Origin of the sequence: Sulfuricurvum sp., assembly GCF_049587615.1 — a bacterium.
Taxonomy (GTDB): Bacteria; Campylobacterota; Campylobacteria; order Campylobacterales; family Sulfurimonadaceae; genus Sulfuricurvum.
On record NZ_JBAVEF010000046.1, the window covers coordinates 131,761 to 149,029 of the forward strand.

The following is a 17,269-nucleotide window of genomic DNA, read 5'->3' on the forward strand; positions in this document are numbered from 1 at the left end:
TATATGAATTAGATAGATTATATAAGAAATAAAATATATTTAAAATAGTTTGTATGCGTTTTAAGTCAAAGAAGATAGATCACGTTTATCGTGACATAAACGGATATCCGATAGATAGAGAATGTCCGAATCACTCCTCCATAGATTTTACGTCTCAGAAGGTTATCGCGAAGAGGGGCTAAAACGGGGCTATAACACCGACTTGGTTTCTTCCCTCTGCTTTTGCGTTATAGAGCCCCTGATCCGCCCGCTTGAAAAGTTTGGTAAAGGTATCTTCCGGTGTAAACGCACTGACCCCGATACTGATGGTCACTTTTCCAACCTCAGGAAAAATACCGTTTTCAGCCGCTGAGCGGAGTTTTTCAGCAAGTATTTGCATATTTTGTAAATCGGTACCCGGGCTCAATACCAAGAACTCTTCTCCCCCCCATCGTGCAAAAATATCGATTTTTCGGATATTTTCCTGTACGATCGTTACCAAATGTTTGAGTACCTCATCACCGACATCGTGTCCATAGGTATCATTGACCGATTTAAAGTGATCGATATCGATCAGCAACATCGAAAGAGGAAGTGAAAAACGCCGTGAACGCTCACTTTCCAACGCAAAAAGGATTTCAAATTTGTGACGGTTGTAAATACCGGTCAGATTATCGCTCATTGCGATACGTTGAATCTCCTGATGGATAATACTCTCTTGTGTTACATCTTTTCCGCTCGAAACAAAACTGACGATATTGTTTTTATCATCTTTAAGAGGGGAAATGGTTTTCTTTTCGTAATACAATTCCCCATTTTTCTTTTTATTGATAATTGTACCCCGGAAAACCTCTCCATCCAGAATCGTCGTCCACAAGTGTTGATAAAACGTTTCATCATGCTGATCTGACTTTAAAAGTCTCGGAGTTTTGCCCACTACTTCCTCTTTGGTATATCCCGTATGGTACGAAAATGCCGGATTGACATAGGTGATTTTCCCATACTTATCGGTGATCACGACCGAGTCATCAATCTGCTCGATAACTTTTGAAAGTTTATCAATCATTTCGCGCGATTTGTTAAGTTCACGCATATCGATGATCATCCCCGATAAAATATCCCCCTCGATCGATGCACTCACTATAACGGGAACAATCTCACCCTTTTTATCCAACATTTCGATCTGATAGTTAGTGACATGGCGTTTTTGCAGTAATTGCTGAATAAATACTTCCCGATCCTTCGGATCAGGATATCTCAGGAGGCTTTTTTTTCCGATAAGCTCATCGGGCGTATCATACGAAAGCATCCGAGCCAATGCCCGATTGACGTAGAGAATATCCCCCGAAAGATCGGAGCGGTAGACCCCGATCATTGCATTTTCGACCAAATCGCGGTATTTCTTTTCCGACTCTTCCAATCTATTTTGGGCATTTTTTCGCTCCCGTATATCCCGTACCGAACTTAAAACATAGGTTTTTTCGCCCAAAGTAATCTCACGCGCATACACTTCGACGGGGAGACGCTCGCCATTTTTGCAGAGATGTTCCACCTCCACTCTTATCCATCCATCCTGATGCATCTGCTCCATCAACCCTCTCATCTCTTCGGGGTTTCCGTGGGTGTATTCGGGAGCGTCCAGTTCTTTAACACACATCTTCATCATCTCATCGTGTGTGTAACCCCGCGTTTTCCAGGCATTTTCATTCAGGTAGATAAATTTCCCCTCCGCATCATGAACCAGAATCGAATCTTGTACCGCATCAAAAATTTTCGATTGGAGCAGCAATGCCTCTTCTCGTTCATATTCTGCTGTAATATCATGAACAATCCCCGTCATTTGAAGAGGATTCCCCTCAGCATCGCAGATAACATCCCCCTCTTCTATCACATGACGTACTGTACCATCCTCTCTGATGATACGATGTATCAGTGAGTAGTGGGTATGATGCTTTAGGGCATCCATAACCGCTTCTTGAATCTTCTCTCGATCCTCAGGATGGACCCGTTCCAAGAATTTATCGTACGTCGCCTGACACTGCTGCGGCTCGAGCCCGAAAATCCGATAAATCTCGTCCGACCACCAAAGAACATTGGTTTGGATATCCCACTCCCAATTCCCCAGATGAGCAATCTGCTGTGCCCGGTTCAAACTCTCCGAGAGGTTTAAAAGGGTGTTTTGCCGCTCTTTGATTATTTTTCGGCTCCGATACAGATACCAGCTAAACGTGATACTCCCCGCGATGACAAGAGCACTCAATCCATACAGCAGATGGATCAACACTTCCTGATGTTTATGAAAAAATGTCTCCGGTGTGTTCAAAAGCCGGCTCTGCATTCGGATCTCTTCAGGTAAAACGATCTTCTGCGATTGAAGCGTCTCTGCATCAAAAATCCACCCATTGCTCTTTTGATCCCCTGATGGAAGCGGTGCTTCCGGATCGGACAGGATTTCCAAAGCCAGTTTCCCCGCTTCGCTCCCCTGAGTGATCCCATCGACCGCATAACCTCCGAGTACCCCTTCTTGGATGTAGGTGTCTTCAAGACTTAAGATAACAAAATGACCGGACTTCTTGATATGAGTGATCACCTCTTCCAGAGGGATCAACCTCCCCTCTTGTGTCAGAAATCCCCCGATCGTGGTCAGTACAACCGCTTTGCCTTTGAATCTTCCGAGCGTGACCAAAACCTCGTCTAATCGCTGCGCATTGGCATAGTGTACCTTTATCCCCTTCACACTCCTACTATCGCGTTTAACATCCTGATGAATCGCGCGAGCCGTCGTTGAACCATCACCGATCAAAAGGACCTCATTCTCTGTCGGAAACAGTTCTTGAATCAGCTTTAGATTGGGAATAATCTCTTTTTTTTCATAGATACCGGTAAAGGAGTTTTTATCCAAGATCTCCTTTTTGGATATATCATTGATCCCCGAAAAAATGACGGGTACTCCGGGAAAAAGCTTCTCTTTGTTATGCAGCATAAAATGGAGGGCATTGTCATCGGTCACATAAATAAGCTTCGGGCGGTACCCTTTATATTTGCTCTTCATATAATGGACCACTTCATTTGCATACGCCGCATCAAAAGCCCGGCGTTTGGTATCCAAATACTCCGTTGAACAGAGAGGATAAATCTTTTTATTGTTGTTTAAAGCCGATACAAAACCGGAATGCTGTTTTTGTGTCCATGGATAGCTTTCATGATACGAATGTAGGATAAATATCGGAATATCCCCCCACACATAATGGTTTAGCAAGAGAATCAATACTAAAAATCTTTTCATACACTGCAATCCTGTTCTCTCATTCTCATCAGTTCTATCATACCTGTATTTCAAATATCCCTATACGGTTACTTTAAAAAAGCCGCAATCAATCCGCCAGATTTCCGATCAGCTGTTTTACGAGCTCTTGATACGTAATCCCTTTTTCATCCGCATGGGTACGTATTTTACGCCATTCACTCTGCGTAAGATTGATCGTAAAGGGTACTTCACCCTCTTCCGCCTTGCGAATCAGGGCATATTTTTTTTCCATTTCTTGCCGTTTCATGGGAGGAACATAGACACGGCTCGATTTAAATCCGATAATTTTTCCATTTTCAGAGAGAGGAACAACGGTCGCTTTGACCCAATAATATCCCCCGTCTTTGCGAAGGTTTTTAACGATCCCGCTCCACTCTTTTCCGGCAAGAAGGGTATTCCACATCTGCTTAAAAATGGAGCGGGGCATATCCGGATGACGGACAATGTTATGCGGTTTACCCACCAGTTCATTCACCTGATAACCGCATACATGGGCGAAAGTATCATTGGCATACGTGATTCTGCCCTGCACATCGGTACGGGATAAAATAAGTTTTCCTTGCGGAATTTCTGCTTCGAAAGGGACCTGATTCATTTTTTAAAACCTTGCAATCTAGAAAATATTCTTACAGCTTTTATATAATATTAAATGATAGTACAATAATTTTATGAGTAATAAATGAGTTTACCATCTGATCTCTCCTACGATCCTACGTTTGTTTCACTCCGATACCGTTGCGCAGATAGGTGACAATCGTCGCTTCATCTTTGGGGGGGCTGTAGTAATACCCTTGGATCAAATCACATCCCCGTTCTTGTAAAAAAGCAAGCTGTTCTTGGGTCTCGACCCCCTCGGCTATCACTTCGAGGTCCAAAGCATTTGCCAACGCGATGATCACCTCTGCCAGGGTTGAACTCTGAGAGTCTTTACCGATATCATCCACAAACGTTTTATCGATTTTGAGCCGCTTCACCGGAAAAAGTTTCAGATAGGCCAGCGAAGAGTATCCCGTTCCGAAATCATCGATTGCAAATTCAATACCGTTTGCCCTAAGCTCTTCGCATATCTGGATCGCACGTAAAGGCTCTTCCATCACGGCACTTTCGGTCACCTCCAACTCAACGAGATGGTTCGGAATCGCGTAGGTTCGAATCGCCTTGCTCACCACACCGACGAAATCGGGGTGGGCAAACTGTTTTGCGGAGACATTGATCGCCATCCGTATCGGACCTAGCCCTGCATCGAGCCATCGTTTTAAACTGCTCAATGCTTCATGAATAACCCATGTACCCAGTTCCAAAATAGCCCCCGATTCTTCCGCGATCGGTATAAACTCTACGGGAGAAATAACCCCTTTGGTCGAATGGTGCCATCGGATCAGCGCTTCCACTGCTTCGATATTCCTGGTATTCGGATCCACTTGGGGCTGAAATACCAGTTTGAACTCATCATGGCTGATCCCGCGATGAAGATCATTTTCGATCATCAGCCGACGCAGTGTCGTCTCGTTCAACGAAGAGACAAAAATCTCATACCCGTTTCCCCCCCGTTTTTTTGCCATGTACATAGCCTGCTCGGCATGCTGGATCACCGCATCGGCACTCTCCCCGTCGGTAGGGAAAAAACTAATGCCGATACTCGCCGATCCATGCAATTCGTTCCCATCGATCACAAACGGCGGTATAAACGCTTCGATGATTTTTTCGGCCACCCCCACCGCATCGGAGCACTCTTGCACAGAAGGGAGGACAACGAGAAACTCATCCCCTCCCAGTCGCCCGACGAGATCATTTTTCCGAACGGTACGCTGTATCCGTTCCGAAATCTCAAGCAAGAGACGATCGCCCGCCGTATGTCCCAGCGAATCATTTATCCGTTTAAATCGGTCCACATCGATCAACAAAACACCGACGTGCTGATCCATCGCTTCGGCCTTCGGCCGCAGAAAGGCTATCTGCTCATTCAGATAGCGCCGATTCGGCAACTGCGTCAGGGCATCATAATGGGCCAACGTATCGATGACTTTCTCCGCCTCTTTTTGATCGGAAATATCGGTAAAAACACCGATATAATTGGTGATCAACCCTTCCCTGTCACGAAGAACACTCACCGTGAGCCATTTGGGATAAACCGTTTCATCCTTACGCCGATCCCATACTTCACCGGCCCATTTACCCCGATTCAAAAGCTGATGCCACATCTCCGAATAGGTTTGCGAAGAGGTGATCCCGGCCGAGAGATATTTCGGATTCTCCCCGTACAGATCCGAAAGTGTATATCCGCTCACTTTTTGAAAAGCGCCGTTGATCCGGATGATTTTATTGTGCGCATCGGTAATCACGACCGCTTCATCAATCATTTCGACCGCCGCATCCAAAAGCTGCACGTCATGCTGATACTGTTCCATACATCCCATATCCATGATGGAAACGATCACATAAGCAGATGGATAGGAGTCCACCGGGTCTAAAAGAAGTGCATGCACCATCACATATTCGCTTTCACCGCTCAGCGTTTGCAGCTCGGTAACACGGTAAAGAGGATTTTTAGACTCTGCCGTTTCGATCACGGCCTTTCGCAACCCCTCATTATCCAAAACCCATTTGCAAGAGGGGGTCAATCTCCTGGCTATTTCCCCGCTTAACGTAAAAAGGAGGGTACAGGGAGGAACCTGCAAGGCAGTACGTATAAGAGCTGATTGTGATAAATCTGTCATTGATGCCCCCTTTCATGATAGCCAAAAATTTTCTCACTCCATTGTAATACTTTTTTATGGGTAAAATATGAGTTTTAACGTACAGGAAAGAAAAAAGGGGATGCGCCGTTTACCGTAATACGAGAAGAGATCAGAGGCGTCGTACCACACACTGATATCCGACCGAGGGGAGCGTCCGAATAAGTTCCCGATAGGTTTTGCGTCGCAGCAGTTTAATCAGCGTCCGGAGATTGGCAATCGTACTGTCGCCGTTTTTACCGATGATCTGTAAAAGCTGCTCATACGACAGGACGTGATGCTGATGCTTAATAAAAGCTTCCAAAAGCAAAATTTCTTGCTGCATGAGCGGAATGTACTGCTTGGCCTTCACCAATCTTTTTGAATGGGCTTCGTAATAAAAACCTTCCCCTAAGTCGATACCCTCTTTATCCGCGCATACAGCAGAAGGCTCATCCGCCGAAAAATCACGCGCCCTCTCCTTCTCTTCAGGAGCCATCAAAGTCAGATAATTTTTGACCCGGAAATAGAGCTCGCTCGCATCCAGCGGTTTGTGCAGCAGATCATTGCCCTGCGCCTGGATAATTTTATCCTCCATCTCTTCTGTTCTCACCGCGGTCAAGAAGATAATAATGGTCGATTGTTGCCTCATCGAATCTTGCTTGATCCTCCTGCAGGCTTCATACCCGTCGATCCCAGGCATAACCACATCCATGAGAATCAGATCAGGCTGTTCATCCCGAGCAATTTGAATCGCTTCCTCTCCGTTTTCGGCTTCCAAAAAATCAACAAAATCAAGTTTTTGAAGTACTTGCCTACTGAGCATACGGGTAGAGGGATCATCGTCGACGATAAGAACTTTTTTTTTAAATGGCATAATACATTTCGTCTTTACTATTAGAAATTCAAATTTCTGAATATAAATTTTCGATTTTAAAGCAATCGATTTTGGATACAATATTTACCCTCAATACTATCCTACTTTGGTGTAGGAAAAGTGTGGTGAAGTTTTAAGGATGATAAAAGAGGCGTTAAAAAGGGAAACAGGAATGAGAAAAACGGACAGCAGCGTATTAATTGTCGAAGACGACAGGGAAAGCAACGATAACATCGCTTTTTTTCTCCAAAAGCGCTTTACGGATGTCCTCAGCGCCTATGACGGAGAAGAAGGATGGACCCGCTACCGTGAGGAAACTCCTGACATCATGATTGTTGATATCGAAATGCCGAAAATGAACGGACTCGAACTCATCCAAAAAATACGTCTCAAGGATCCGGATATCCCCATTATCATTCTAACCGCCCATTCCCATCAAGACTACCTATTGAAAGCCGTTACTCTAAAGCTCGAAAACTATCTGATAAAACCGATTACGTACGCAAAATTAAACGATGCCCTTGAACGTATTTTCCAAAAAACAAACATTTCCACCGGTTCAATCTGCATCGACGGGATAGGAGCAGCCTATTACGATTATGAATCGAAAACAGGCTCGATTGAAGGAAAATCCGTTTCATTGACAAACAAAGAGATTTTGTTACTCGAACTGCTGATCGAAAACAAGAACAAAGTACTCGCCTACGATTATCTCGAAGAGATGCTCTCCGAAGGGACCTCCGTAACCCGAAATGCACTGAAGTGTACGATTCGCAACCTTCGCAAAAAACTCCCCCCAATAGGTATCGAATCGATTGCAAAAGTGGGGTACAGGCTCGTATGAAAACTATCCATGAACGGATGCGTCGTGATCATCTGATTGATTTACTCGATCATACGGATAATTTACTCTCGTACGTAGATACCGGGTATATCTACCGCGCGGTCAATGGAGCGTACAGCCGCCGGTATCAAAAAGACTCAGACGAAATCATAGGGTATCATGTATCCGATATTTTGGGAATCGAAGTCTTTGAAACCATTGTCAAACCCAATCTTGACCGCGCTTTTTTGGGAGAAACCCTTCAATACGAATCGTGGTTCGATTTTCCGGGTCTTCCCCGATGCTATTTGATTGTTACCTATAATCCCCGCTATCATAAAGACGGAACCGTCGAAGGGGTTGTCGTAAGCGCCGTCGACTATACCTCCCTTAAAATCATGGAAGAGGAGAAACAAAAACAAGACGAGATAGTGCTCGAAATTTCGAAAATGGCTCAGATCGGAGAGATGATCTCGTTCATCTCCCATCAGTGGCGCCGCCCTTTGAACACCATTGCAACCTATCTTCTCAAAATTCGCAGATTGATCGGTGCCAATGATTCGGCGATTGAAGCCATTCAGAGGTGCGAAACCCTACTCGATCGCCTCTCCTCCAATCTGGAAAGCATGTATGCGCTCTATGCCAGGCACTCCGCATCGGAAGGGGCAGATGTCCAAAAATCCGTTGAGCATGTCATCGCTTTGGTTGGGGATCGATCGGAGGGATTGGACATACATATCGGCATCGATATCCCCGAACCCCTTTGCGTCAAGTGCCACACGGATGAATTGATGCACATACTCCTGGTCATCGTCGAAAATGCCATCGATTCGATTGCCCAGTCCGACGAGCCGATCAAATACATCCGTATCGACGCAAACAGAGTCGATAATGACGTTTTAATTGACATCAAAAACAATGGCGATGCGATCAGCGTTGAGTATTCCCAACGTCTTTTTGAGCCGGGTTTTACCACAAAACCTCTTTCCGGTCAGGGTTACGGACTCTATTTTGCCCGCAAAATCGTTACCGAAAAACTGGGTGGGACGATAGAGATTCAACCCGCAGAGGATGGGAGCTGGTTCCGTGTCACCCTTCCGGGACACCTCTAATTTAACAAAGAAAAAGAGGCTCTCAACCTCTTTCATCCTTTTTAGGGACAAAATGTGTTACTATGATTTTCACTAATCTTTTTTGGAGCCAAGGAATATCATGGTGCCCACTCTGCAGCAGACCTTAGCCGATACAACCCGTCCCCTTCATCAGCGTATCGAAGAGAATCCGTTTATGCGCGCTCTGAAAGACGGAGAGCCGTTAGAATCACCCTATCGATGGCTTTTGAGTAAACTCTACCCTTTTACAGAGGGAGCGGAACGCAAACTCGTTGCCCTGATTCCCGAAACCGAGGGGTTCGATACACTCAAACGGTGCCGTGCCGATGTGCTCCATGATGATCTGCTCCAACTGGGCATTACCCCCGAATCTGGGGATCCCTTTCTCTTCGATGCGATTGACACGGCCGGAAAAGCGATCGGACTTCTGTATGTATTGGAGGGTTCCCGCAAAGGGGGACAGTTTCTCTCTTCTCTCCTCCAAAAAAGCGATACGCACCTTCCAATGCGCTATCTGCTCGGATACGGTGAAACGACCGATAGCGAATGGGAACGCTTTCGCGATTTACTCGAACGCTATGCCGAAAAACCCATCAAAGATGAGATTGTATCGGGTGCCCTCGATGCTTTTGAAATACTCGAGAGGATCTTCCATGATACACACCGATAACGATTTAAACGAATGCGACAAAGAGCCCATCCATATCCCCTCAGCCATTCAGCCCCATGGTTTTTTTCTGGCCATTGACCCTGCCAATGAGAACATTGTCGCCGCAAGCAGCAATATCGATCATTTTTTTGCCTTATCCACAGAGGATATTATCGGACAACCCCTCTCGGCGTTCTCCCTTCTTATGAGTCAGTGGGTTCAAGAACAGCACAAAGTCCCCTCTCCATTGCCTGCCATTTTATTCCTTACCAAAAGCCACGATACGACCCGTTTTATCGTCTCTTTGCATCGCAACGCTTCCTGTCTCATCCTCGAAGCCGAACCTGCCATGAATCCCGATCTTTTCCCCGATTATTTGGCCCAATCGGTCATCAATGAAGCGATCATCCTGACCTCAGCATCGTCAACGGAAGCGTTATGCCATCTCGGAGCACTTGCCCTGCAGCGTCTGAGTGGATTTGGCCGTGTCATGGCCTATCGGTTTGATGACGAGTACAACGGAAGCGTCATTGCCGAAGCCAAAATACCCGAGATGGAAGCGTACCTCGATCACCATTTCCCCGCTTCCGATATCCCCGTACAAGCCCGAGAGCTCTATCGCACCAACCTGATCCGCTATATCCCGGATGCGACCTACACCCCCGTGCCGCTCAAAAGCCTCCTCCCCTATCCGATCGATATGAGCCAGAGTTCGCTTCGCAGTGTTTCCCCCATCCATCTCGAATACCTGCGCAATATGGGCATTGCTTCGTCGATGAGCCTCTCGATCATTGTGGAGGGAAAATTATGGGGTCTTTTTGCCTGCCATCACTCCTGCCCTTTGCCCTTGGCCTATACCATCCGCCGATACTGCGAAATGTTCATCCGTATTTTTAATGCATTGATTCAAGAAAAAATTGCCAACGAAGCATCCCAAACCTTCTTCCGTCTCAAAGACCGCTATTCAACGCTCAAACACGCTTTTCAAACCCTCTGTGATCACGCATCTATCCATGAATCCTTCAGTGCATTAGGGGAGGTATGGATGGATGCACTCGAGAGCGACGGGGTATGTCTGTTTCAAAACGACGAAATTTCGGTGTATGGAACGGTTCCAGAAACCTCTCAGATCAAAGCGCTCTCTGAGCAGATCGATCCGATGCATGAAAACGATCTTTATGCATCGGGATCGATTGGGGCTGTTTTAAACGGCACCCCCTTCCCCGAAGCCATCTCCGGGGTCTTGAGCATTATCATTACCCACCATCCCCGCACCGAAATCATCTGGTTCCGCCGAGAATGGGTACGAACCCTCAAATGGGCGGGACACCCCGACAAAGCCGCGACGATCGATCCCACTCAGCGGATCAGTCCCCGCAAATCGTTTGAAACCTTCACCCAGGAGCAGCGGGGAAAAAGTATCCCCTGGAGTGATTCTCACCTCCTAGCAGCAGAGCTCTACAAAGAGTTGGGGCCCATGATTGAGCTCGAAATCACAAACCGCGCCATGAAATGCCAAAACCAGCTGCTCATTCAACAAGGAAAAATGGCCATGATGGGGGAGATGATCGGTGCCATCGCCCACCAATGGAATCAGCCTCTCAATGCCTTATCTCTCCTCATAAGCGGCCTCTCGGAACTCATCGATGAAACAAACATCAACCCGAAATCTCTGCGTGAAATCAAACAAATCGGCATGGAACAAATCCGTTTCATGAGTGAAACCATCGATGCTTTTCGAAACTTTTTCCAGCCCGAGCAGAATCCAACCCCTTTTTCAATCACCCAATCGATCCAAGAGGTGCACGACCAGCTCCTTCCTCACGTAAAACTTCACAATATTGACCTCATCTTGAGCGAAGAGACGGGAACCCTTCACGGCTCCCCGAATGCCTTCAAACAGGTCATCTTGATTCTTCTCAGCAATGCATACGATGCCCTGATCGGGAATGAAATCGAAAATCCGTGGATTGAATGCCGCGTTGAGCACCTGCCCAACACCCTACAGCTTCATATCTGCGACAACGCAGGGGGTATCTCTCCCGAACATCTGAATCAACTCTTCACACCCTATTTTTCGACCAAAGAAAAAGGGGTAGGGAGAGGAATCGGCTTGTATTTGGCAAAATTGATTATTGAAGAGCAGTTCGGAGGAACCATTACTCTCCAAAACAAAGATAAAGGGGCGTGTTTTACCTTAACGTTTAAAGAGTAAACGGTTTTTACTCAAGCGAAAAGAGGGGTATAAATAAACTCATATTTTACTCATCTCTGTCGATTGTAATCTTTATTCCCACATCACAGGAGAAGGTATGTTGAACGAAAAATTGCACAAAATACAAACCCTTTCTGAAAACATAAGGGTATTATACGTCGAAGACAATCCGGGCTTACGCGCCAATATCGAGCAATTGCTGGGAAAAATATTCCCAAATATAGTGAGTGCGGCAAATGGGCTGGAAGGGTATAAAATGTTTAAAAAACATAAACCCAGACTGGTCATCACGGACATCAACATGCCGCACATGAGCGGGATTGAGATGGCTAAAAAGATTAAATCCGAAGAACCCGATACCAAAATCATCTACATTACCGCCTACAATGAAAAAGAGTATCTCCTCGAAGCGATCAACGTCGGTGTCTTCCGCTATCTTCCGAAACCGGCAAAAGTCGATCAGCTCCTTGAAGCACTCTACGATGCCGTCAAAACAATCCAAAATGAAAAAAACAAACATCTCTACGACGCGCAAATAAACGATATTTTTAACTACCAGAACAATCTTCTCATCATGTTTCAAAACGCTCACCCTGTCATCGTCAACCAGCGCTTTCTCGATTTTTTCGGCGTTGAAACGTTAGAGGATTTTCTGAGCAAATACACTACGATGGATTCGATGCTCAAAGAGCATGAGGGATTTCTCTCTTCGAATCAACACCGTACATGGTATGAAGAAGCATCTGCCGATCCGGGGAAACTTTTTCACACGAAAATGGTCAATTGTCACGACGAAAATCGTCATTTGATTATGAAATATCGAGAAATCCCCCATCATAACGATTCCGCGATTGTCTCTTTCGATGACGTAACCGAACTCAATCTTCTGGCATTATTCGATAAAAACTCCGTGGATAAGGATAAAGTTTTACAGGACAAAAAAACCGTACTCAAATTTATGAAAATCGTCAGTGAAAACAATGCCGAAGTCAAACTTCACAACTTTTATCGCGGGTTGACCATCACCAATCCGACCGTCATCGTCCACATGGATGATGAACAGGTAGTCGTCAAAACCTCCTACTCGCAGCTCAAAATTGTCAAACTTGTCAAAAACACGACGATCAGCTCGGAGGTATTCCCCTCCGCCGTATTGTGCAAATCGGTCAAAGAGATTGATTTTGACAAACAGATGATCACCTTTACCGATATGCAATTTATCCCAAGAAGCGGCAACGACCGTAAATACATCCGTCTTGAACCGGAAGGAAACGAGAAGGTGACCCTTTTTATTGATGATAAAAAGTTTTCGGGCGAGATCCGCATTCTCGATATTTCAATCGTTTCGATCAAGCTCGAGCTAAGTGCCCTTCCTCCCCATTTCGAAACAGGGACAAACGCCAATATTTCCATGGTTTTGCCGACCACACATGCCCCGCTCAGCATTAATACCCCTGTAACCGTCTACCGGATTGATGAGTTTGAGCGCTGTTTTCATGTCGTAGTATTGTTTGAACTCAACGAACTTAAACATAAAGGGATGTCCGAATATCTTTCCAATCGCCAGATGACCTTGATTCGTGAATTCAAAGCATTGGAAATAAAATCATGATTTTTTCTCCCATCAATATGTACCAATATCTGATGGATGCCCTCCCCTCAAATATTGTTATCTTTCGCCCCACTCTCGATGGTGAAGATTTTATTTTTCTGGATCTCAATTCCAGAGTAGAACAAACCGAAAACATCGAGAGATCCGAGATGATCGGAAAGCGGATCACAGAACTTTTCCCTCAAGTTGCGGCATTCGGATTGCTCGAAGCTATGAAGCGGGTATTTAAAACCGGTCAACCTGAGATCCTTGAACCCCGCTTATATGAAGACGGCAGGATTCAAGGGTGGCGTAAAAATGAGGTCCGGTTACTTCCGAACGGTGATTTACTCGTCATATACGAAGACTACTCCGAGCGGAAAAAAACAGAAAAAAAACTTTTATCTCTGGGACATATTATTGATGATAGCATCAATGAAATCTATATTTTTGACAAAGAGACTCTAAAGTTCACTTATCTCAATAACGGTGCCCTCAATAATATCGGATATCGCTTCGATGAGATAAGCGAATTAACACCGCTGGATCTTAAACCGAACTATAACACTGCTACTTTTTCAACTCTCCTGAAGCCCTTACTCAACGAAACCATCCAACAGCTGGTCTTCGAAACGATACATTGCCGGAAAGACGGGACAACCTATGAAGTTGAAGCACGCTTGCAATTGATGAAGATCGATGAGAGGGAGCAAATCGTTGCCTTTGTCTCAGACATTACAGAGAGAAAAAAATTGCAGGAGGAGTTGCACCAAAAAGTCCAAGAACTCACGCAGCAGACACAACTGTTAAAACATTACAAAGAGACGATTGATAAAAATACCATTGTCTCCATGACCGATGAGAGCGGTTTGATCACCTCTATCAGTGAAGCTTTTGAAAAAGTCTCCGGTTATTCGAAACAAGAGGTAATCGGCAGGACCCATGCCCTCTTCCGCCATCCGGATACACCGAAACAATTTTATACCGACATGTGGAAGGTACTTCAAACCGGCGAATCCTGGGACGGTGAAGTTAAAAACAGGGGTAAAGACGGGCATGCCTATTGGCTTCGCCTGCATATCGAACATGAAAGGGACACTCACGGCAATCTCACAGGATACAGTGCCATCGGCCATGATATTACCAATAAAATACGGCTTGAAGCCTTAACCAAAGAGCTCGAGTATCGTGTCGCCACAGAGGTCGAAAGAAACCGTTTGCAGACAATTCAAATGCTCGAACAGTCACGCCTTGCGCAGATGGGAGAGATGATCAGTATGATCGCCCACCAGTGGCGGCAGCCTCTGGCATCCATCGCGGCGATTTCATCGACATTGACGCTCGATGTGATCATGGAGAATTATAAAAAAGATTTTTTCGAAGAACGTCTCGAGGCCATCAGTGATCTGGCTCAGCATCTTTCATCGACCATCGATGATTTCAGAAATTTTTTCAAAGAACACAAAGAAAAAACCGATACGACATGGAAAATGATCATTGAAGGGAGTTTAAACATCATCGAACCAACGTTTCATACCCATAATATTACCGTTGAGCGGCTGGATATAAGTGATGAAATACTTCACACCTATGCCAATGAAATCCGTCAAGTTCTTCTCAATATTTTTAAAAATGCGGAAGATGTTTTCTTAGAAAAAGAGACCAAGAACGCAACCATTTGGATTCAATCTCACACGAAAGAAGGGATCTCATGTTTAACCATCGAAGATAACGGGGGCGGTATTCCCGAAAATCTGGTCGGTAAAATTTTTGATCCTTATTTTAGTACAAAAGAAAAAAAAGATGGAACGGGATTAGGATTGTATATGTCAAAAACGATTATCGAAGAACACTGCAAAGGGAAGCTGAGAGCCTACAATACGTCTAAAGGGGCATGCTTTGAAATTGCCTTGCCCCTCTAGAAAAAGAAGGGGCTTACAGCCGTGCGTACGAGACGCTGATACACGCTTCGAGTGAAGCGAGCTCTTTAAGCGTTTTGTCATTGACCGGAGTATCAACAATGATAACCGCCAACGCTTCTGCATTTTTATTGCGTCCGAGACGGAAATCGGCGATGTTAACTTCATGCGCGGCTAACAAACTGCCTACTTGCCCGATAACGCCCGGTACATCCGTATTTTTGAAAAGGATCATATTCCCCTTCGGCTCCACATCTACGCCGAAACCGTTGATATCAACGATACGCTGCACATCATCATTGAACATGGTTGCACTGATCTCGATCACATCCTTATCGGTAGTGAGTTTAACCGTCACGAGATTTTTATAAACCGGACTGCCGGGAAGCTCCTCCGTATCAATTTTGATACCGCGTTCAGAAGCGACAAAATCCGCATTCACGTAATTGATCGTATCGCCTGAAATATCAGCCAATGCACCGACGGTAACAAACGTTGCCAATGAGTTCACATATTCGGCAATGTCACCGCGGCCGCTTACTTTGATCGAGACAATGGGCGCTTTGTTGATTTGTGATGCCAAGAATCCGATTTTTTGTCCCATTTCCAAAAACGGTTTTACAAAAGAAGGGATTTTGGTCTCATCGATCGGCAAATTCATCGCGTGTGGATAAGCAATACCTTTGGCCGCTTCAATCGCTTGTTGTGCCGCTTCGACCCCGATATTGTATTGAGATTCAAAAGTGTTTGCACCCAAATGCGGAGAGACGCAGATGTTATCCAAGTCAAGCAATTTATGATCGGTTGCCGGTTCTTTGTTAAATACATCAATCCCTGCAAATCGGATTTTGCCCGATTTCAGCCCCTCATAAAGTGCCTCTTCATCGTACAATCCACCGCGTGCGCAGTTGATGAGAACCACGCCGTCTTTCATTTTCGCGATTTCATCAGCACCGATCATACCAACCGTCTCTTTGTTCTTCGGAGTATGAATGGTAATGATGTCACATGCCAAAATATCTTCAAAATTGCTCGTATATTTTACACCGACATCGGTCGCTTTGGAGGGGTGGATATACGGGTCGTAGGCAATAACATCCATCTCAAATGCTTTTGAACGGATCCCGACACGGCTCCCGATATTACCGAAACCGATGATACCGAGTTTTTTCCCTTTAAGCTCATACCCATACCATTTTTCACGTTTCCAGATACGCTGATTTTTCAAATGGTCGTGAGAGTAGGGAAACATACGCATACACGAGAGCATATGGGTCATGGTGAGTTCAACTGCGGCAATCGTATTGGCCGTTGGAACATTCATGACAATGATTCCCTCTTTTGAACATCCGGGAATATCAACATTATCAACACCGACACCGGCACGGACAATCGCTTTAAGTCCGCGTCCGGCTTGGATAAATTTATCATCTACATCGGTGGAACTGCGTGTAATCGCAACATCCGCATCTTTGATCACATCCAAAAGAGCTGTTTTATCCATATCAGCGGCAAAAATCATCTCAATCTTGTCATCACGGCGAAGAATATTGAGTCCCTCTTCATGAATATGGTCACATACGACAATTTTAAATTTTTCCATTACTTTTCCTCTGTGTACGGCGATACAGTCGCCGTGATTTGGTAGGTTTTTAATTTCGTTACAAGGGATGCGAGTTGTGATTGGTCGGTCGAATCGACCGAGAGGGTCATCGCATCACCCTCTTTATTCATTAAATAAGGGAGTGCACTTTTTTTTAGCTCTTCTTTGACACAAAAAAGTTCATAGGAGCTTTTCAGATCCGCCGTGAGTCTGTACATTTCTACAGAAGTACTTTTTTCACCCATATCGAGTTTTAAATTCACTTCATTCACGGGGTAAAAATATCCCTTTTCCTCACTTTTTGAGAAACGGGATATCCAATTCATTGGTTCATCAGGAGCTTCGGAAGAGTGAAGCGCTCCATCCTCAACAGCTTCCAATTCCGGTGCTGCAGGATTAATCTGAATCAATAACAGTACAATAAAAATGGCTACACCTGACGCTATAAACGGAAACAGCCAGTATGCAGCGCGTCGCATA

Annotated in this window: 12 protein-coding genes; 6 read left to right on the plus strand and 6 right to left on the minus strand. The window is 45.2% G+C overall.

Annotated features, from left to right (window positions below):
- Positions 1-178 precede the first annotated feature (178 nt).
- From WB308_RS08185 to WB308_RS08200, 4 genes are all read right to left on the minus strand, one after another.
- Positions 179-3,265: an ABC transporter substrate binding protein gene (locus tag WB308_RS08185; RefSeq protein WP_424190763.1), complete on the minus strand. Its 3,087-nt coding sequence runs from the start codon at positions 3,263-3,265 to the stop codon at positions 179-181.
- Positions 3,266-3,353: 88 nt separating this feature from the next.
- Positions 3,354-3,881, minus strand: a complete 528-nt coding sequence (locus WB308_RS08190) for a PAS domain-containing protein (protein ID WP_424190764.1) — start codon at positions 3,879-3,881, stop codon at positions 3,354-3,356.
- Positions 3,882-3,996: 115 nt separating this feature from the next.
- Complete coding sequence (locus WB308_RS08195; protein WP_424190765.1) at positions 3,997-6,003, minus strand: putative bifunctional diguanylate cyclase/phosphodiesterase; 2,007 nt, start codon at positions 6,001-6,003, stop codon at positions 3,997-3,999.
- A gap of 130 nt (positions 6,004-6,133) precedes the next feature.
- Positions 6,134-6,877: a response regulator transcription factor gene (locus WB308_RS08200; protein WP_424190766.1), complete on the minus strand. Its 744-nt coding sequence runs from the start codon at positions 6,875-6,877 to the stop codon at positions 6,134-6,136.
- A 172-nt stretch (positions 6,878-7,049) separates the two neighbouring features.
- On the opposite strand from WB308_RS08200, the gene WB308_RS08205 reads away from it, so the two are divergent.
- The 6 genes from WB308_RS08205 to WB308_RS08230 all read left to right on the plus strand — a co-directional run bounded on the left by WB308_RS08205 (position 7,050) and on the right by WB308_RS08230 (position 15,189).
- Positions 7,050-7,721 (plus strand): response regulator transcription factor, encoded by a 672-nt coding sequence (locus WB308_RS08205; protein ID WP_424190767.1) that lies wholly within the window; start codon positions 7,050-7,052, stop codon positions 7,719-7,721.
- Positions 7,718-8,812 (plus strand): ATP-binding protein, encoded by a 1,095-nt coding sequence (locus tag WB308_RS08210; RefSeq protein WP_424190768.1) that lies wholly within the window; start codon positions 7,718-7,720, stop codon positions 8,810-8,812. The genes WB308_RS08205 and WB308_RS08210 overlap by 4 nt, the downstream gene beginning before the upstream one ends.
- Before the next feature lie 100 nt (positions 8,813-8,912).
- Entirely contained in the window at positions 8,913-9,482 is a 570-nt protein-coding gene (locus WB308_RS08215; RefSeq protein WP_424190769.1) for a biliverdin-producing heme oxygenase, read from the plus strand.
- Positions 9,466-11,676: an ATP-binding protein gene (locus WB308_RS08220; protein ID WP_424190770.1), complete on the plus strand. Its 2,211-nt coding sequence runs from the start codon at positions 9,466-9,468 to the stop codon at positions 11,674-11,676. Before WB308_RS08215 ends, WB308_RS08220 begins: the two co-directional genes overlap by 17 nt.
- 97 nt (positions 11,677-11,773) lie before the next feature.
- The gene (locus WB308_RS08225; RefSeq protein WP_424190771.1) at positions 11,774-13,288 is read left to right on the plus strand and encodes a response regulator transcription factor; all 1,515 of its coding nucleotides are present in this window, start codon (positions 11,774-11,776) and stop codon (positions 13,286-13,288) included.
- On the plus strand, positions 13,285-15,189 hold the full coding sequence (locus WB308_RS08230; RefSeq protein ID WP_424190772.1) for a PAS domain S-box protein: 1,905 nt from the start codon (positions 13,285-13,287) through the stop codon (positions 15,187-15,189). Before WB308_RS08225 ends, WB308_RS08230 begins: the two co-directional genes overlap by 4 nt.
- Positions 15,190-15,202: 13 nt before the next feature.
- On the opposite strand, the gene serA is transcribed toward WB308_RS08230, so the two are convergent.
- Positions 15,203-16,789, minus strand: coding sequence for a phosphoglycerate dehydrogenase (gene serA, locus WB308_RS08235; protein ID WP_424190773.1), 1,587 nt, complete (start codon positions 16,787-16,789; stop codon positions 15,203-15,205).
- Entirely contained in the window at positions 16,789-17,268 is a 480-nt protein-coding gene (locus WB308_RS08240; protein ID WP_424190774.1) for a hypothetical protein, read from the minus strand. The genes serA and WB308_RS08240 overlap by 1 nt, the downstream gene beginning before the upstream one ends.
- Between the last annotated feature and the right edge of the window lies 1 nt (position 17,269).